Source organism: Nocardia alba NBRC 108234, from assembly GCF_001612665.1.
Lineage (GTDB): Bacteria > Actinomycetota > Actinomycetes > Mycobacteriales > Mycobacteriaceae > Nocardia > Nocardia alba.
Window position 1 is genome coordinate 65,137 of sequence record NZ_BDAX01000002.1, and the last position, 16,596, is coordinate 81,732.

The window sequence follows — 16,596 nt, forward strand, 5'->3', positions numbered from 1 at the left end:
GTGTCGGCCGTCACTACTTGACGACGGACGATGGAGCTGGTCCAATCAAGAAACCGTACGCGCTAACTGTTTTATTTGACGAAGGGCTGCGATGACGCAGATCTCCCACCTCCGCCGGGGAAGTGGTTCGCCGATTGTGCTCGTGCACGGTCTCGGCAGCCGCTGGCAGGTTTTCGCGCCGATCCTCGATCTGCTCGCCGAGCAGCACGAGGTCATCGCGATCGACCTGCCCGGCTTCGGTGACTCACCCGCGCTGGATTCCGTGCGACCTGGTCCGCGTGGCTATGCGGCCTGGCTCGCGAAGTGGCTGACCGAGCACGACATCCAACGTCCGCACGTGGTCGGAAGTTCGATGGGCGGCGGTATCGCGCTGGAATTGGGTCGCGCCGGGGTGGCTTCCGGGGTCACGGCGTTCTCGCCGGTCGGCTTCTACGGGCCCGTCGGGCGACGGTGGACGCACGGCCTGCTCACCGGCATGCGTGGTGCGGCGCGGGTCGCCGGCCCCGCACTGGACCGGCTGGTCGAGTATCGCGCCGGGCGCGCCGTGCTGCTGTCGTCCATGTTCGGGCATCCGGTTCGCGTCGATCCCGATGCCGCTCGTGCGGATCTGGCCGGGCTGGCGGGCGCGAGGTCTTTCGCCGCCGCGCGCGACGACTTCGCCAACTATGTTCTCGCCCCCGACGAGGACCGCGGCTCGCTGGGCGAGATCGCGGTGACGATCGCGTGGGGCACCCGCGATCTCGTACTCATACACCGGACCCAGAGCGCCCGTGCCCGGGAGGTGCTGCCGTTCGCGCACCACGTCGACCTCCCCGGTTGCGGGCATCTGCCGTTCAGCGACGACCCCGCGACCTGTGCCCGCCTCGTTCTCGAAGGAATCTCATGACTCCGTCCATCGCTGTGATCGGCAGCGGGTTCGGCGGCCTGGCGGCCGTCATCGCATTGAAGAAGCGCGGCTTCGACGACATTGTCGTGTTCGAGAAGGCCGACGATGTCGGTGGTGTGTGGCGCGAGAACACCTACCCCGGTGCCGCCTGCGATGTGCCGTCCCCGTTCTACTCCTATTCCTTCGAACCGAATCCGCGGTGGCCGCACCGATTCTCGCGGCAACCGGTGATTCTCGACTACATCAGGCACGTCGCCGAGAAATACGATGTCCGCCGTCACATCCGCTTCGGCACCGAGGTGCTCGGCGCCGCGTTCGACGACGTGACCGGGAAGTGGACGGTCCGCCTCGGCGGCGGCGACACCGTGGTGGTGGACGTGCTGGTGTCGGCGGTGGGTCAGCTGTCTCGGCCGTCGGTGCCCGAGATCGCGGGGCGCGACAGTTTCGCCGGCACCAGTTTCCACTCCGCCGAGTGGGATCACGATGTGGATCTGACCGGTAAGCGTGTCGCGGTGATCGGTACCGGGGCGAGCGCGATCCAGTTCGTTCCCGAGGTCCAACAGCAGGCAGCGAAGCTGACCCTGTTCCAGCGGACTGCGCCCTACATCATCCCGCGTCCCGATCGTGAGTTCGGGACGTGGCATCACCGGGCGTTCGAGAAGTTCCCGGTGACCGAGCTCGCCGAGCGTGGCACCTGGTACGGCGTGGTGGAGGGGCTCAGCGTCGCCTGGGTGTACTCCAAACCGCTGTCGGCCGCGATCAAGGCGGTCTCGAAGTGGCATATGCGCAGGCAGACCAAGGCCAAGCCCGGTCTCTTCGAGAAGGTGTGGCCGGACTACCCGGTCGGGTGTAAGCGAATCCTGTTCTCCGACAACTATCTTCCGGCGTTGACCGAACCGAATGTGGAGGTGACCACCGAGCGGATCGCCGAGATCACCTCCTCGGGTGTGCGTACCACCGATGGGGTCGATCACGAGGTCGACGTCATCATCTGGGGGACCGGTTTCACCAGCACCGAGTTCTTGGCGCCGATGACGATCACCGGCGCCAAGGGCCTCGAACTGACGCAGGAATGGGACAAGGGCGCGCACGCCTACTACGGCATGACCGTGCCGCGGTTTCCCAACCTGTTCATCATGTACGGCCCCAACACCAATACCGGTGGCGGCTCGATCATCTATTTCCTCGAGGCGCAGGCGAAGTACCTGGGCGACTATGTCGCCCATCTCGCGGCGTCGGGCAGCGCGTTGACCGTCCGTCCCGACGTGGAACAGGCCTATGACGAGCGAATCCAGGCGCAGTTGGGCGGCAGCGTGTGGAGTCGCTGCTCGTCGTGGTATCGCCAGGCCGACGGCCGGATCACGACCAACTGGCCGCTGCTGGGAATCCAATACAAGAAACAGGCGCGGTTCGATCCCGCTGACTATGAGGTGGTGTCGCGATGAGTGACTACGACTACGACGTGATTGTTGTCGGTTCCGGTTTCGGTGGCAGCGTGACCGCGCTGCGGTTGACCGAGAAGGGTTACCGGGTGGGGGTTCTCGAATCCGGTAGGCGCTGGAACGCCGAGGATTATCCGAAGACGAACTGGAATATTCCCAAGGCCATCTGGGCGCCGCGTCTGGGCCTGACCGGAACGCAGCGGATCAGCGCGCTCGGCAAATGCTTGGTCTTCAGCGGTTCGGGTGTGGGCGGCGGTTCGCTGATCTACGGCAATACCCTCTACGAGCCGTTGCCGGAGTTCTATCGCGATCGCGCGTGGGCGCACATCACCGACTGGAAGTCCGAACTCGCGCCGTATTACGACCAGGCCGCGCGGATGCTGGGTGTGGTCGAGAATCCGCGGGTCGGGCCGAAGGACGACGTGTTGTTGCAGATCGCGCGCGATCTGAAGGTCGCCGATACCTTCCATCGCACCCATGTCGGGGTGTTCTTCAACGAGGGTTCCGAAGGCGTCGAGGTCGATGACCCGTACTTCGGTGGTGCGGGTCCGCGTCGGGCGGGCTGCATCCACTGTTCGGAATGCTTCACCGGCTGTAAGCACAATGCGAAGAACACCACCACGCTCAATTACCTGCACCTGGCCGAGAGCAACGGCGCGCAGGTGCACGAGTTGACCACGGTGACGTCGGTGGCGCCCGATGGCGACGGCGGCTATCGCGTGGAGACGGTGCAGTCCAACGGGTGGGTGCGTAGGCAGCGTCGCACGTTCACCGCGCAGCAGGTGGTGTTCGCGGCGGCGGCGCTGGGGACGCAGAAGTTGCTGCACAAGTTGCGTGGCGACGGCACGTTGCCGGAGTTGTCCTCGCGGGTCGGTGAGTTGACCCGCAGTAATTCCGAGGCGATCATCGGGGTCACCAGTAAGTCGCGGCGTGATTTCGCCCAGGGTGTGGCGATCACGTCCTCCATTCACCCGGAACCGCAGACCCATGTCGAGGTGTGTACCTACGGCAAGGGGCAGAACGCGCTGTTCTTGCAGACGGTGCCGATGATCGACGGTGGGGCGTTCCGGTTCCTGCGGTTGTTGCTGACGATGCTGTTGCATCCGGTGCAGTTCCTGCGTTCGCAGAACGCGCACGGTGCGTCGGAGCGGTCGGTGATCCTGCTGGTCATGCAGTCGCTGGACAATTCGCTGACCTCGTATCTGAAGGGCAAGCGGTTGGTGACCAAACAGGGCAGCGGCGAGCCGAACCCGGAGTGGATTCCGATGGCACACGACATCGCCCGCCGGTACGCGGCCGCGTCCGACGGCATCAGCGGCAATATCGCCACCGATATCTTCAATATCCCCGCGACCGCGCACTATATCGGTGGCTGCACTATCGGTGACTCGCGCGAGACCGGGGTGATCGATCCGTATCAGCGGGTGTACGGCCATCCGGGACTGCATGTCGCCGACGGCAGTGCGATCACCGCCAACCTCGGTGTCAACCCGTCGCTGACCATCACCGCGCAGGCCGAGCGTGCGATGGCGTTCTGGCCGAACAAGGGTGAGCCGGATCCGCGTCCGGATCTGGGCGCCGCGTACGAGCGGATCAGTCCGGTCGCGCCGGACCAGCCCGCTGTCCCCGCTTCCGCGCCCGGTGCGCTGCGGCTGCCCGCCTGAGGCGAGAGGAATCCTCATGACGATCGACAAACTCTCCGCGCTCGAACCCGCCTGCTCGCGCCAAGACGCGCTGGCCCTGTTCGACAGTCTCGCGCCCGTGCCCGCGACCCAGCTCAGCGGCCGATGGAGTGGTCGCGAGCTGGCCACCGGGCACCAGTTGGACGGGCTGCTCGTCGCGTCGGGGTGGTACGGCAAGCAGTTCGACGGTGTCGACAGTGTGCATCCGCTGCTGTTTCGCGGTCCCTCGGGCGATATTTTCCCCGTCGATCCGAAACGTGTGCCGTTGGGCCTGGTCGGGAAGGTGCCGAGCAAGGTCGTCGACCGGGGTCGTGGGTTGCTCGGGGTGCTGAAACCGGTGTTGCGTGCCCACGGGTATCGGGCGCGGCTGCGGGCGGTCGAGCATCGGGGGGTGGTCACCACGGCGATGTCGTATGACCATCTGCCGATCATCGATGTGTTCCGTCGGATCGACGACGACACCGTGTTGGGTCTGATGGACTACCGCAATTTCCCCGACCCGTACTTTTTCGTTCTCGTTCGGGAGAAAACGAGTGATTCTGCCGGTTTGCCCGATTGAATCGGGGGTACGCGCCGAAGACGGATAGCTCTCGTCGGAAGGAGGCCGTGCCATGACCGACTACATCGATCCCCATCAACACAAGTTTCCCGATACCGAACGCACGACGCGCTCGCACGCTGGTGAGTTGGTTCAGGACTCGCTCAATTGGCCGGGGTTGTTCCTGGTCGGAGTCGGCATCGTGATGCTCGCGGCCACCTTGACGGCCGCGGGTTCCGGGTTCGTCGGATGGGCGGTGATCGCCGGCATCCTCAGTGGGGTGTGCTTGCTGTTCGGGCTGGGGATCGTGCTCGCCGAACATCGCCGGATCAAGGTCAGCGAGGGCCTGCACCTCACCGATCCGTGTGGTCACTGAGTCGCAGACCGATATCGGATCCGAGGTGAAGTCGGGGCCGTTGTCGCGCTAGCGGCGCGGACTCGCTTCACTCGACGAGGCCGGTTCGTCCTCGCTGGACCTTTCTGTGCCCAACGGCTGGACCGGTGTCGATCGTTGCGGCGATGATGACGCTCATGAGCGAGCATCCCGCGCAACGGCGCACGCTGGCCGTGTTGGTCGTGGCGCAGATATTCAGTGGCGCCGGGCTTGCCGCGGGCATCACTGTCGGCGCGTTGCTGGCGCAGGACATGCTGGGGTCGACCGGATTGGCGGGGTTGCCCGCGGCGATGTTCACGATCGGGTCGGCCGCGGCTGCGGTCGGGGTGGGGCGGATCTCGCAGCGGACGGGTCGCCGGGCGGGCCTCACCCTGGGCTATCTGATCGGTGGGCTGGGAAGTTTCGGGGTGGTGGCGGCCGCGGTGGCCGGGAGTCCGGCGCTGCTGTTCGTGTCGTTCGTCGTGTACGGAGCCGGCACCGCGACGAGCCTGCAGGCCCGATACGTCGGCGCCGATCTGGCGCAGCCCCCGCATCGGGCGCGCGCGATCAGCACGGTGCTGGTGGCGACGACGGTCGGTGCGGTGGTCGGGCCGAACCTGACGATGCAGATGTCGAATGTGGCGGTGAGTTGGGGTATTCCGGCGCTGTCGGGCCCGTTCGTGCTGTCCGGGATGGCGTATGTGGTGGCGGCGTCGGTGCTGTGGGTGATGCTGCGGCCGGATCCGCTCGTTCTCGCCCGCGAGATCGCGGAACCGCCCTCGGAGGTTGTCGGGACACACGCTCCGACACGGTGGTCGGCGCCGATCGTGGCGGGCACGATGGTGATGGTCGTGACCCAGTTGGTGATGGCCGCGGTCATGACGATGACGCCGATCCACATGCAGCAGCACGGGCACGGGGTCGGCGCGGCGGGGTTCGTGATCGCGGTGCACGTCGCGGGGATGTATCTGCCGTCGTTGCTGTCGGGGATGCTCGTGGATCGATTCGGGCCGGGTCTGATCGCGGTGGCCGCGGCGGGCACGCTGGTCGCGGCCGGTGTGGGCGCGGCGCTCGCTCCGCCGAGTTCGATGCCGGCGCTGGCGGTGGCGCTCGGGCTGCTCGGGGTCGGCTGGAATCTGGGCCTGGTGGCGGGGACGACGATGATCGCGAATGCGACGCCGGTCGCCACCCGTGCCCGGACGCAGGGCACCGTCGATGTGGGGATCGCTATCGCGGGCGCGGGGGGCGGGTTGGGGTCCGGGGTCATCGTTGCCTTCGCCGACTACCCGGGGCTGGCGTTGCTGGGATCGGGGATCGCACTGCTGATCGTGCCTGCGCTGGCGTGGGCTACTCGTCGTCCCCGCGTTCGCGATCACAGTTCGTTCGTGCGGTCGAGCGTCGAGGTGGTTTCGGACCCGGTGTCGACGACGTTGCCAGTCGATCACGGCTCGTCGCGGCAGGCCGACCCGACCGTGGGATGATCTGGCGTTGAGAGGTCAGACGAGTACCGCCCGGCTGTTGACCCTGTTCGGTGGTGTCGCCCTCGTGATGCTGATGGTCAACTGGAGTCCGATGCGCGCGGTCGCGTTCGCGGTGATCTGGACGGTCGCGGCGGGCGTGCTGGTCTTGCGTGACCGGCGTCGTGGAGCCGAGGAAACCGCGCCGTTCGCGGCCTCCGACATGAGCGCCTCAGACTCCGGCGAGCGCTGAGGCCAGATCCGGCACATTCAGTGCCTGCACCGCCTGCTGGCGCACATCAGCGCAGTGCTGTTGTGTGACGGTATCGATCACCTCGCGATTGCGAGCCACCGCGACGTTGATGCCGCCGCTGCGCGCCGCCCAGTTCTGCACGGTGGCGTTGAACGACACGCGCGCCACCGTCACCCCCTGGGCACGCCAATTGTCGAGATCGGGGGCCATCATCTCGCACAGGTGCCCGGCAGCCTCATCGGAGATTTCCGGCGCGCCCGCGGTCGACGGCGGCAAACCCGGGTTGGGTGCCTCGGTGCTGGTAGCGCATCCCGCGACAACCAGCAGCCCGACCATCGCGAACCCTCGCAAATTTGTGAACACGGGCTGTCCCTCCGAGAAAGTTTTGTCCTTGCTCAGTGCGAATGCCCGCCTCGCACCGGGTCAAACGGTGCTCGGCGGACGGAATTCGCTGGGGGAGGCAGGGATTGGATCGCCACGGCGGGTCGGAATCGTGGTGAGTGCAACCGGTGACCGGTGGTTGTGTGGGCGGCTAACGTTTCGATGTTCGGGTTTCCTGGTGAGGAGAGTGTGATGACCGTCGACGTCGATATCGCGGTGCATCCGCTCGATGATCCGGTGCGGGCTTCGTTGCGGGGCGAGCACAGTCGGTTCGCGCGGTGGACCGGGCGGATCGGGCGTTATGAGCCGGAGGTGGCGCGGTTCGTCGGGCATCCGGCGGTCCTGGACGCCCAGGATTGGGCTGATCTGGGGACTGTGCTGGGGTCGGGCAACAGTGCTGGGATTCGGGGGCGAGGGCATGTGGTGCCGTCGGGGTGGAGCGTGCTGGCCGAGTTGGACACTGTGCAGATGGACGGCGCCGGATTGCGGGTCGCTTTCGATCCTGAGCTCGAAAGACTCACTGCCGCTGATGTTCCCGAGATCTTGGCGTTGATCGCGCGGACCGAACCGGGTCCGTACGCGCCGCGCACCATCGAAATGGGCACGTATCTGGGCTTGCGGGTGAACGGTCGGTTGGTGGCGATGGCGGGCGAGCGGATGCATCCGCCGGGGTGGACCGAGATCAGCGCGGTGTGCACCGATGCCGAATTCCGGGGTCGGGGGATCGCGTCACGGTTGGTCCGGGCGGTCGGGGCCGGAATCCGGGCGCGGGGTGAGACGCCGTTCCTGCACGCGGCCGCGCACAACACGACGGCGATCAGTCTGTACGAGACGCTGGGGTTCACCCTGCGGATGAGGTCGAAGTTCACGCTGGTGCAAGCGCCGTAGATCACGGCACCAGAGCAGCATCCGGCGGAAATCCGGCGCTGAGCGTCGTGACGGTCGTTCCGTGAGTGCCGGCGATCGGTGCTGGCGGCTACGGCCGGTTCGATTCTCACGACCGAGGACCAGAACAGCGCATCGACGACCGAATTCAGCGGCACACCCGGCTATTCGGTCAGGTCAATCCGCCGTCGGCGCGGATGTTCTGGCCGGTGACCCAGCGGCTGTCCGGGTGAACGAGGAGCGCCACGAGGTCGGCGATATCGGTAGGTCGGCCGATGCGACCGAGGGCGGTCATCGCGGCGGCCCCCTCCACGGCCTCTGGTTGCGCGCCGGCACGCAGCAGATCGGTATCAGTCGGGCCGAGCGAGATGGTGTTGGCCGTGATGCCCCTGTGCCCGAGCTCGCGGGACGCGACGCGGGTGAGCTGCTCGACGGCAGCTTTGCCGGCCGCGTAGATCGCTTCCCCAGCGCTCGGCCAATGGGTGCCGACAGTGGAGACGGTGACGACCCGGCCGTTGTCACCCAGTCGCGGCGTTGCCTGAGCAAGGGTCAGGAATGTGCCTCGGGCGTTGACGGCCATCACCCGATCCCACTCTTCGACAGTCGCCTCAGCCAGTGGTGCGCTGGTGAAAACACCGGCATTGGCCACCAGAATGTCGAGCCCGACGCCCGCAGTCCGAAACACCTCGTCCGCCACAGCGAACCCGGCAGCGACCTGGTCGGGGTCGGCGAGATCGACCTGCACGGCCGATACGTGCCCGTTCGATTCGATGTTCTCGGCGACCAGCGTGTCGGCGGCATCGGAGCGCGTGGCGTAGGTGAACACCACGGTGGCGCCGTCTGCGGCCAACCGGCTGGTGATCGCGCGGCCGATGCCGCGCGATCCTCCGGTGACCAGGGCGCCTAACCCCGCCAGCGGTCGGAACGGTCTGGCAGATGTCCGTGTCGAAGTAGTCATGCCGGTAACGGTGGCATCGATCGCGGCACGAATCGCTCCGCAATCGGTGAGACGCTGGTGACCATGCTCGATACCAGTGTCCGGCTGCTGCGGCTTCTCGGGCTCCTACAAACCCAGCGGCTGTGGACCGGGGCCCAGCTGGCGTTGCGTCTGGGCGTGAATACCCGCACGATCCGTGCCGACATCGCACGCCTGCGGCGGCTCGACTATCAGGTCGACGCTGTTTCCGGTGTGGCCGGCGGGTATCGACTCCGTGCCGGCGCGAGACTGCCGCCTCTGCAACTCGACGACGACGAGGCCATCGCGGTAGCCATAGCTCTGCGCACCGCCGTCGGTGCCGGTGTGGTCGGTATCGGCGAAGACGCGGCCCGCGCGGCCACCAAACTCCAGCAGCTACTCCCGCCCCGGCTGCGTCACCGGCTGGACACGATCAGCGCGGTTGCCGAGGCCATACCGAACTCTCGAGATCCGGTGGAACCCAGTACTTTTCGGGATGTCGCCACGACTGTCGAGCGCAGCGAAGTGCTCCGCTTCGACTACACCGATCGGCACGACAGAGCCAGCGAGCGTCGCGTCGAACCGTACCGGTTGGTGCACTCCGGCGGCCGGTGGTATCTCGTCGGCTACGACCTCGATCGCCAGGACTGGCGCAGCTACCGCCTCGACCGAATCACACCGAAAACACCGACCGGGCCCCGATTCACCGCCAGAGACCTCCCCGCTCGCGATCTCGCGACATTCGTGACCCGTGGACGGATGGCCGCACTGTGGAACTACACCGCCCGAGTGATCGTCGACGCGCCTGCCGAAACCGTCGCAGCGCGCATACCCACCAACATCTGGACGGTCGAACCGATCGATCCGCACACCAGCGCGCTCGAAGCCGGCGCACAGAGCCCGCAACTGCTCGCGGCATACCTCGCCGCGATGGACCTCGATTTTCGTCTAGAGGCAGGCCACGCGCCCGAGCTCGCGGCCGCCATCGCGGCGCTCGCGGCACGCTACACGGCAGCTATATGCCCTACGGAATCACCAGAACTTCATAGAGGCAGCTGTTCGCTGAAAGGGTCCACTATCCCCTCCTAGTTGACGCGCCCGCAGCTCACCGCTCGCGGCGCCGTGGCGCTGGATCGGTCGATGCCTGCCACCGGCCCAGCGCCTCGGCCGAAACTCAGGTGTACTCGGCCAGGCTTCGCACCAAGGTGTGCCCCGACAACACGGTCTGCCGAAAATTGAACGTCTTGGGCGACGGAGCAGACCTCCGATCGGCTCGCGCATATGCTCACGCCCGTGCGGTGCGTCGATTGACCTCTCCCAGTGCCCCGAGCGCCTGTCATCGAAATACGATGGTGCGATAGGGCATGAAAACCGCTCATATGCAATTAGTTCAAGGGCATGAGATCCGTTGAGATGCAATCCGTTATAGGTCATAAAATCTGGTGGGATGCAAATATGTCGCAGGGCATGGAATTCGTCCGTATGCAATTGATTGGATATATATCTCAGTAATTGCTTGGGGTGTGGTGATTGTTTACGGTCCAGTCATCAGGTTCTCTCCGATCGAATCCAAGGGTGTTCATGACCGCGTCCCCAACGTTGTCGAAGTTCAGGCAGCACTTGATCCTTGCTGTTCTCATGTTCTCCCAGCTGGTGATCTGGCTGGACAACACCATCCTCGGTGTCGCCTTGGAAACTCTCGCGGACCCGGTCAGGGGACTGGGTGCCAGCCCGGCCGAGCTTCAATGGGCCACAGGCGCATACACTCTGGTGTTCGCCACCTTGATGTTCACCACAGGCGCACTGGGCGATAGCTTCGGCCACCGGACTGTGCTCGCAACTGGAATGGTGATCTTCGCAGGGGCCTCGATATGGGCGGCGTACGCAAATGACCCAAGTCAACTAATTACCGCCCGGGCCGTGATGGGAATAGGCGCCGCGCTGATCATGCCTGCCAATTTTGCCATCCTTCTATGGACCTTCACCGGGCCCGCGCGGGCAACCGCGATCACCATTTCCTCGACAGCCGCCGGTGTCGGAATGGCTGCGGGCCCGGTGTTGGCGGGGCTCCTTCTCGGCCATTTTTGGTGGGGTTCGGTCTTTCTCGTCAACCTCCCGGTTGTGGTGCTGGCGTTGGCCGGGATCGCCATGCTGGTTCCTGATTTCCGCAGTCCCACCGTGCGGCCGCTGGACCCGGCTGGGATGTTGTTGTCGATCAGCGGACTCGCGGCGTTGGCCTACGGGCTGATCCGTGCGGGGCAGGTGGTCAACTGGATCCGTCCGGATGTCTGGGCGCCGATCGGCGTCGGCCTGGCCCTGTTGGTAGCTTTCGTACTCGTCGAACTGCGACTCGAGGCGCCCAGTTTCGATCCCCGACTGCTCGCGCAACGGGTATTCGGTGGCGGCAACGCGGCCATGGCGTTGCTCTTCTTTTCAGTGGCTGCCATCACTTTCTATAACGCATTTTATCTGCAAGGTGCACTTGGCTTCTCGCCGATGAAGGCAGGCTTGGCCAATGTCGCGACCGCGGTCGGCGCGGTCGTGGGTGCGCCCCTTGGCGCGCGTCTGGTCCACCGCTGGTCACTACGCCCCGTCGCCGTACCGGCGATGACCGTGGCGGCGCTGTCCATGGGCGCGTTCGGGTTGCTCGGACTGCAGACCCCCCTCGTCTGGATCGAGATCATGTTGTTGGTCCAGGGTCTTTCGGTCGGCATGATGATGCCAGTGACGGGAGCGCTGATCAGCATCCTGCCGTTGGAACGGGCCGGTGCCGGGTCAGCCGTCACCCACACTGCGCGACAGACCGGCAGCGTGATCGGGATCGCGGTAGGCGGCACGATCATGTCGGTCGCTTATCGGCGCGCGATCGAACCCTCGCTGAGCGATGTACCCGAGCAGGTACAGAACCAGGCGCGTGTTTCCGCCGAACAGGCCAGGCATGTCGCCACCGCGATTCACCGGCCCACTCTTGCCCAGGCTGCCGACAATGCGTTTATCCATGCCATGCACGTTGGCGCGGGCTGGATCATGCTCATCACACTCGTCGGAGCAGCTGTGCTGGTATTCGCCTTGCGTCCTGTCGGGAAGCCGACGGGTCTGGCACAGGAGCCGGCCGACGGTCGGGCAGGAAGCGGCCGCTCCGCGACTGAGGCCACCCCATTCCGGGTCCGATAACCAGCCCGCTTATGAGAGCACTGACGTGGGCAGCCGCTAACAGTTCGGAATGGCGTCGACAGACAGCATGGCCGACGACCTCGGTCGATGAGGACCAGCAGCGGTCGACACCCCATCACCACGTGGAAGCTGATCGGGTTATCTCGTCGGCGATGTCGGTGACGCTGGGCATCGCGGCGATCTCGGCGGCGACCGCCCGCGCGGCGGCTGCCAGGTCGGGATCAGCGAGCAAGGTGTTGAGGTGGGCGGCGGTGATCGAACGGGCGGGCACCGCCAGACCGGCGCCGCGTCGTTGCACCGACAGCGCGTTCCATGCGCGATCGCCTGGCGCCGGCGTGGCGATCTGGGGGATGCCCGCGTGCAGGGCGGCGTAGACGGAGCCGGCTCCGGCATGGTTGACCATCCCCGTGCAGTGGGGCAGGGCCTCGTGGAGGGCGATCCACCCGGTGGTGTGCACGTTCGCGGGAAGTCCGTTGGTGTGCAGGGTCTTTCGATCGGGTCGCACGATGACGATGTCCGCGTCGACCTGTGGTGCGGCGCGCACTATCGCACGCAGCATCGGGTTGGGACCGTCGCCGAGCATGGTCGATCGGGTGACGAGAACGCGTCGGCGTGTGGACGGTTCGCGCAGGAACGCGGGTGTGGCCGCACCCGGGGTCGAATACGGGGTGTAGCGCACGGCTTGCCCCTCGACGCCGGCGAGGCTGGGTGGGGCGATGGACAGGGTGCTCGCCGGTGCGGGCAGTGCGGTATCGGTGAGCAGTGGCAGGAGTTCGCGGCGGATGAGCGTGCCGTTGTCGAAGGCGATGTTGTGCAGGATCGTGGGCACCCCGAGCCGGTCGGCCACGATCGCCGCCGCTGACGCGAACGGCTCATGCACGATCACCTGCGGCCGGAACTCGATCGCGGCACGCGACAGCGGCTCGATCATCGGTCGATTGGTGACCGCGAAGACGTGGGCGCCGCCGCGCGGGTCGGCCATTCCCCTGCCCGATTGCCACGCAAGCACTGGATGCGCGCCCAGCCCACGCACCGCGGCACGCCGATAGTCGATGGGCGGGGCGACTTCGGCGACCGGTAATCGTGCGCGCACTACCGCGGCCGCGTCCCCACCGGTGGCGACCATGACCTCGTGCCCGCGCTCGCGCAGAGTTTCGACGAGCGCCATCATCGGGAACAGGTGCCCGATCAGCGGCATCGCCACGAACAGCACGCGCATGCGGTCTCCGTCATCGCCTTCGGCGGCCGCGTTCTCGACCCCCACCCGTTGATCAATACGATCCGACGCCGCCGAGGGTTCACTCGTGGCGTCGGGAAAGCGTCATGGGGCCGCAGCCCCGTGATAGAAGAAATCACCGAGGCCGACGGTGAAAACGAGGATGCCATAGAGGGCGTGCTCGACCGAGGTGGTGAGCAGTGAGCGGGTTCGCCGGTACCTGGCGGCGAAGAGCGCACCGGCCGCCGTGCTCAGCAGCACCGAGATCCAGTTGCCGACGATGAAATGGGCGAAACCGAACGCGAGGGCGCTGGCGGCGATCATGCGCGGACCGTCGCCGAAGATCGGGGCGTAGCGGTGGAACAGGAACGCGCGGAAGAGCAGTTCCTGCGGATAGACGCTGACGAGCGGATAGAACATCAGGACCAGGACCCAGATCAGGGGGCGTTCGCGCGGCAGATCGAACAGGGAGTCGGGCCGCAACACCGTGACCGCGGCGGTGAGGACAAGCGCTGAGATCGCCCAGAGCGCGAGGATGCCGGGCAGGGCGGGCCGCAGTTGCTCAGGTCGCCAGAAATCGCGGCGGTCGAAACCGGTGCGGCGCAGATAGATCACGATGCCGACGGTGGTGACCAGCAGGAAAGGTAGCGGGCTGATGCCACGCAGCGCGAGCGCGAACAGCCCGATCAGGACGAAGAACAGGGTGACGAATTCGGCTGTGAGCCACGTTTTCCGGGTCTTCCGGCCGGTGCGGCCGGTGTCGACGGTCATCTGCCGAGACTAGCCGCTGTGCTCGGCCGTCGTCGCGGTCAATGTGGCCAGCAGGGTGGGCAGGGCGGTGCCGATGGGTTCGCGGATGACCTCGTCGGCGAGGTCGTCGTAGGGGGTGGGTTCGGCGTTGATGATGATCAGGCGCGCGCCGTGGTCGGCGGCGACGCCCACCAGCGAGGCGGCGGGCTGGACCTGCAGGCTGGTGCCGACGGCGATGAACACGGTGCAGGCCTGCGCGATCGCCCTGGCGTGTCCGAGTACCTCGGAGTCCAGTGCCTGGCCGAACATGACCGTCGCGGTTTTGAGGATGCCGCCGCAGCGCAGGCAGGCGGGGTCGGGCTCGCCCGCGGCGATGCGGTCGAGGGCTTGTTCGGTGGTGGTGCGGTCATCGCAGGACGTGCACAGCACCGTCCGGGCGTTGCCGTGTAGTTCGAGTACTTTGCGGTCGGGCAGGCCGGCGAGTTGGTGCAGCCCGTCGACGTTCTGGGTGATCACGCGCACCGCGGTCCCGGTCGCGGCGAGCGCGGTGACGGCGGTGTGGGCGGGGTTGGGCCGGGCGCGCCAGGCGGGGTGTTCGCCGCGCATGAGCCAGGATCGGCGGCGGATGTCGGGATCGGCCATGTAGTAGTCGTAGGTGACGAGTTTCTGGGCGTCGGGGTCGCGCTGCCACAGGCCCGCCGGGCCACGGTAGTCCGGGATTCCGCTGTCGGTGGAGACGCCGGCGCCGGACAGGATCGCCACGAGCTGCTTCATGGATCCAGCCTAGGGCCGATTGCGCCGTCGGATCGAGGGGGTATCGCATCTGACTATGGAACGCTAAAGTCTGCTTGGGAGTTGACAACAGTGGAAGGTGGCAGACGAATGACGTCGGCAGCGGTCAAACGACAGGTGCTCGAACTCGGTGGGGCGTTCATGATCTCGCGCGAGGCCAGGGCTTTCGGGGAGACGACGGGGGTGGCCGGTTTCCACGGCGCCTACACGCGGGGACGTGGCGGGGTGCTCGGTGACGTCGACGCCGACGTGGTGACCGCGGCATTCGGCTTCTTCGAACCCGTGAGCGTGCGCGCCGCCTGGGAATCGGTGCCGATGCCCGCCGCGGACGCCGCGGCGGAATACATGAACGCCTGCCGAGATTTCGGCCGACGCAAGCTCGCCGCGTTCGACGGGGCCGACCGGCTCGCGCACCTGCTGCGCCGCGTGGTCGATGCCGCACCCTCGACCGGGGTACCGCTGTTCGCCGGATGGCGGGCGATGCCGGTGCCCGAGGACGGCCCGGGCGCGGTGCTGCAGCTGACCCATGTGCTGCGCGAACTTCGCGGCGGGCTGCACCTGGTGGCGGTGCTGGCCAACGGTCTCACCCCGCTGCAGGCGATCCTGGTCTCGGGCTCACCGATCCTCGACGGACCCGGCCACGCGAAATTTCTCGGTTGGGCCGAACCGTTCGAGACCGTCACCGACGATGTTCAAGTGCGCTGGGACGCGGCGGAGAAGCTGACCGATGAACTGATCGCACCGTGCTTCGATGCCCTCGACGAGGCGGAGCGCGACGAGCTCACCACGCTGACGCTCGACGCGCACCGAGTCGCCTTGAGCCGCTAGCGCATTCAGGAACCGATGACGTCGCGCCCGCGGCCCACGATCAGTGGGTCGGCGGTGTCGACGATCTCGAAATCCTTGTTGTCGTAATCGAACCCGCTCAACACGTGGCGCATCGCGTTGAGTCTGGCGCGCTTCTTGTCGTTGCTCTTGACCACGATCCACGGCGCGTGATCGGTGTCGGTGTGCTCGAAGTTCTCCTCCTTGGCCGCGGTGTAGTCGTCCCACTTGTCGAGCGAGGCCAGGTCCATCGGGGAGAGCTTCCAGTGCCGGACCGGGTCGACCTGGCGGATGGCGAAGCGGGTGCGCTGCTCCAGCGGCGAGACCGAGAACCAGAACTTGACCAGGTCGATACCGTCGTCGACGAGCATCCGTTCGAACAGCGGCACCTGCGACAGGAACCGTCGATGCTGTTCGGGGGTGCAGAAACCCATCACCCGTTCCACCCCGGCGCGGTTGTACCAGGAACGGTCGAACAGCACGATCTCGCCCGCGGCGGGCAGATGCTCGACATAGCGCTGGAAATACCACTGGGTGGATTCGCGCGCCGAGGGCTTCTCCAGGGCCACGACCCGGGCCCCGCGCGGATTCAGGTGCTCCATGAAGCGTTTGATGGTGCCGCCCTTGCCCGCGGCGTCGCGGCCCTCGAACACGATGACGACGCGGCGGCCGGTCGCTTTGACCCAGTTCTGTAGTTTCAGCAGTTCGATCTGTAGTAGTCGTTTGTCCAGGTCGTATTGCAGACGCGAGACCCGTTCGTCGTAGGGGTAGCCCTCCCGCCAGGTGTCCACGACCAGGCCGCCCGGTTCGGTGAGCAGGATCGGATCGTCGTCGTCGCTGTCGTCGACGGTGAATCCGGTCGTGTCGGCGAGATTCACGGCGGTCGCGAGATCGGCGATCTCGCTGATATCACGGGGGATCGGACGATCGTCGACATCAGTCATCCCGCCGACGCTAGATGGCGTGCGTGTCGCGAAGATGAACGCG

General features: G+C 66.3%; 17 protein-coding genes. 11 read left to right on the forward strand and 6 right to left on the reverse strand.

Annotation, left to right across the window (positions count from 1 at the left end):
- Nucleotides 1-91 precede the first annotated feature (91 nt).
- The 7 genes from NA12_RS02020 to NA12_RS02050 all read left to right on the forward strand — a co-directional run bounded on the left by NA12_RS02020 (nt 92) and on the right by NA12_RS02050 (nt 6,631).
- Nucleotides 92-886, forward strand: coding sequence for an alpha/beta fold hydrolase (locus tag NA12_RS02020; protein WP_067445363.1), 795 nt, complete (start codon nt 92-94; stop codon nt 884-886).
- Entirely contained in the window at nt 883-2,331 is a 1,449-nt protein-coding gene (locus tag NA12_RS02025; RefSeq protein WP_067445365.1) for a flavin-containing monooxygenase, read from the forward strand. Before NA12_RS02020 ends, NA12_RS02025 begins: the two co-directional genes overlap by 4 nt.
- Nucleotides 2,328-3,992, forward strand: a complete 1,665-nt coding sequence (locus NA12_RS02030; protein WP_067445367.1) for a GMC family oxidoreductase — start codon at nt 2,328-2,330, stop codon at nt 3,990-3,992. The genes NA12_RS02025 and NA12_RS02030 overlap by 4 nt, the downstream gene beginning before the upstream one ends.
- 16 nt (nt 3,993-4,008) lie before the next feature.
- Complete coding sequence (locus tag NA12_RS02035) at nt 4,009-4,569, forward strand: DUF4334 domain-containing protein (RefSeq protein ID WP_067445369.1); 561 nt, start codon at nt 4,009-4,011, stop codon at nt 4,567-4,569.
- A gap of 52 nt (nt 4,570-4,621) precedes the next feature.
- The gene (locus NA12_RS02040) at nt 4,622-4,924 is read left to right on the forward strand and encodes an MFS transporter (protein ID WP_067445371.1); all 303 of its coding nucleotides are present in this window, start codon (nt 4,622-4,624) and stop codon (nt 4,922-4,924) included.
- A 155-nt stretch (nt 4,925-5,079) separates the two neighbouring features.
- Nucleotides 5,080-6,402: an MFS transporter gene (locus tag NA12_RS02045; protein ID WP_084472428.1), complete on the forward strand. Its 1,323-nt coding sequence runs from the start codon at nt 5,080-5,082 to the stop codon at nt 6,400-6,402.
- A 7-nt stretch (nt 6,403-6,409) separates the two neighbouring features.
- On the forward strand, nt 6,410-6,631 hold the full coding sequence (locus NA12_RS02050) for a hypothetical protein (protein WP_132369835.1): 222 nt from the start codon (nt 6,410-6,412) through the stop codon (nt 6,629-6,631).
- On the opposite strand, the gene NA12_RS02055 is transcribed toward NA12_RS02050, so the two are convergent.
- Nucleotides 6,611-6,994, reverse strand: a complete 384-nt coding sequence (locus NA12_RS02055; RefSeq protein ID WP_243654873.1) for a hypothetical protein — start codon at nt 6,992-6,994, stop codon at nt 6,611-6,613. The genes NA12_RS02050 and NA12_RS02055 overlap by 21 nt on opposite strands.
- Before the next feature lie 210 nt (nt 6,995-7,204).
- Here NA12_RS02055 and NA12_RS02060 point away from each other — a divergent pair, with 210 nt between their 5' ends.
- Nucleotides 7,205-7,900: a GNAT family N-acetyltransferase gene (locus tag NA12_RS02060; RefSeq protein ID WP_067445375.1), complete on the forward strand. Its 696-nt coding sequence runs from the start codon at nt 7,205-7,207 to the stop codon at nt 7,898-7,900.
- Between the two features lie 169 nt (nt 7,901-8,069).
- On the opposite strand, the gene NA12_RS02065 is transcribed toward NA12_RS02060, so the two are convergent.
- Nucleotides 8,070-8,855, reverse strand: coding sequence for an SDR family oxidoreductase (locus NA12_RS02065; protein ID WP_067445377.1), 786 nt, complete (start codon nt 8,853-8,855; stop codon nt 8,070-8,072).
- Between the two features lie 63 nt (nt 8,856-8,918).
- On the opposite strand from NA12_RS02065, the gene NA12_RS02070 reads away from it, so the two are divergent.
- Nucleotides 8,919-9,941 carry a helix-turn-helix transcriptional regulator gene (locus NA12_RS02070; RefSeq protein WP_084472429.1) on the forward strand — a complete coding sequence of 341 codons (1,023 nt, stop codon included), beginning with the start codon at nt 8,919-8,921 and terminating at the stop codon, nt 9,939-9,941.
- Between the two features lie 492 nt (nt 9,942-10,433).
- The gene (locus NA12_RS02075; protein ID WP_165914798.1) at nt 10,434-12,026 is read left to right on the forward strand and encodes an MFS transporter; all 1,593 of its coding nucleotides are present in this window, start codon (nt 10,434-10,436) and stop codon (nt 12,024-12,026) included.
- A gap of 115 nt (nt 12,027-12,141) precedes the next feature.
- On the opposite strand, the gene NA12_RS02080 is transcribed toward NA12_RS02075, so the two are convergent.
- Genes NA12_RS02080 through NA12_RS02090 form a run of 3 tightly spaced genes read right to left on the reverse strand, consistent with a single transcriptional unit; the run spans nt 12,142 to nt 14,766 of the window.
- Nucleotides 12,142-13,290, reverse strand: a complete 1,149-nt coding sequence (locus tag NA12_RS02080) for a glycosyltransferase (protein ID WP_084472297.1) — start codon at nt 13,288-13,290, stop codon at nt 12,142-12,144.
- A 57-nt stretch (nt 13,291-13,347) separates the two neighbouring features.
- Nucleotides 13,348-14,013 (reverse strand): CPBP family intramembrane glutamic endopeptidase, encoded by a 666-nt coding sequence (locus NA12_RS02085; RefSeq protein WP_067445381.1) that lies wholly within the window; start codon nt 14,011-14,013, stop codon nt 13,348-13,350.
- A gap of 9 nt (nt 14,014-14,022) precedes the next feature.
- Complete coding sequence (locus tag NA12_RS02090; protein ID WP_067445383.1) at nt 14,023-14,766, reverse strand: SIR2 family NAD-dependent protein deacylase; 744 nt, start codon at nt 14,764-14,766, stop codon at nt 14,023-14,025.
- A gap of 108 nt (nt 14,767-14,874) precedes the next feature.
- On the opposite strand from NA12_RS02090, the gene NA12_RS02095 reads away from it, so the two are divergent.
- Complete coding sequence (locus tag NA12_RS02095) at nt 14,875-15,612, forward strand: SCO6745 family protein (RefSeq protein WP_067445386.1); 738 nt, start codon at nt 14,875-14,877, stop codon at nt 15,610-15,612.
- A gap of 5 nt (nt 15,613-15,617) precedes the next feature.
- Here the strand turns inward: NA12_RS02095 and ppk2 are convergent, their stop codons facing one another.
- On the reverse strand, nt 15,618-16,553 hold the full coding sequence (gene ppk2, locus NA12_RS02100; protein ID WP_067445388.1) for a polyphosphate kinase 2: 936 nt from the start codon (nt 16,551-16,553) through the stop codon (nt 15,618-15,620).
- Nucleotides 16,554-16,596 lie beyond the last annotated feature (43 nt).

Bases quoted from the DNA above. Each gene is read 5' to 3' on its own strand.
- NA12_RS02025 (WP_067445365.1), top strand. From the start codon at position 883: ATGACTCCGTCCATCGCTGTGATCGGCAGCGGGTTCGGCGGCCTGGCG.
- NA12_RS02085 (WP_067445381.1), bottom strand. From the start codon at position 14,013: ATGACCGTCGACACCGGCCGCACCGGCCGGAAGACCCGGAAAACGTGG.
- NA12_RS02090 (WP_067445383.1), bottom strand. From the start codon at position 14,766: ATGAAGCAGCTCGTGGCGATCCTGTCCGGCGCCGGCGTCTCCACCGAC.
- NA12_RS02020 (WP_067445363.1), top strand. From the start codon at position 92: ATGACGCAGATCTCCCACCTCCGCCGGGGAAGTGGTTCGCCGATTGTG.
- NA12_RS02070 (WP_084472429.1), top strand. From the start codon at position 8,919: ATGCTCGATACCAGTGTCCGGCTGCTGCGGCTTCTCGGGCTCCTACAA.
- NA12_RS02065 (WP_067445377.1), bottom strand. From the start codon at position 8,855: ATGACTACTTCGACACGGACATCTGCCAGACCGTTCCGACCGCTGGCG.
- NA12_RS02030 (WP_067445367.1), top strand. From the start codon at position 2,328: ATGAGTGACTACGACTACGACGTGATTGTTGTCGGTTCCGGTTTCGGT.
- NA12_RS02045 (WP_084472428.1), top strand. From the start codon at position 5,080: ATGAGCGAGCATCCCGCGCAACGGCGCACGCTGGCCGTGTTGGTCGTG.
- ppk2 (WP_067445388.1), bottom strand. From the start codon at position 16,553: ATGACTGATGTCGACGATCGTCCGATCCCCCGTGATATCAGCGAGATC.
- NA12_RS02035 (WP_067445369.1), top strand. From the start codon at position 4,009: ATGACGATCGACAAACTCTCCGCGCTCGAACCCGCCTGCTCGCGCCAA.
- NA12_RS02040 (WP_067445371.1), top strand. From the start codon at position 4,622: ATGACCGACTACATCGATCCCCATCAACACAAGTTTCCCGATACCGAA.
- NA12_RS02095 (WP_067445386.1), top strand. From the start codon at position 14,875: ATGACGTCGGCAGCGGTCAAACGACAGGTGCTCGAACTCGGTGGGGCG.
- NA12_RS02075 (WP_165914798.1), top strand. From the start codon at position 10,434: ATGACCGCGTCCCCAACGTTGTCGAAGTTCAGGCAGCACTTGATCCTT.
- NA12_RS02060 (WP_067445375.1), top strand. From the start codon at position 7,205: ATGACCGTCGACGTCGATATCGCGGTGCATCCGCTCGATGATCCGGTG.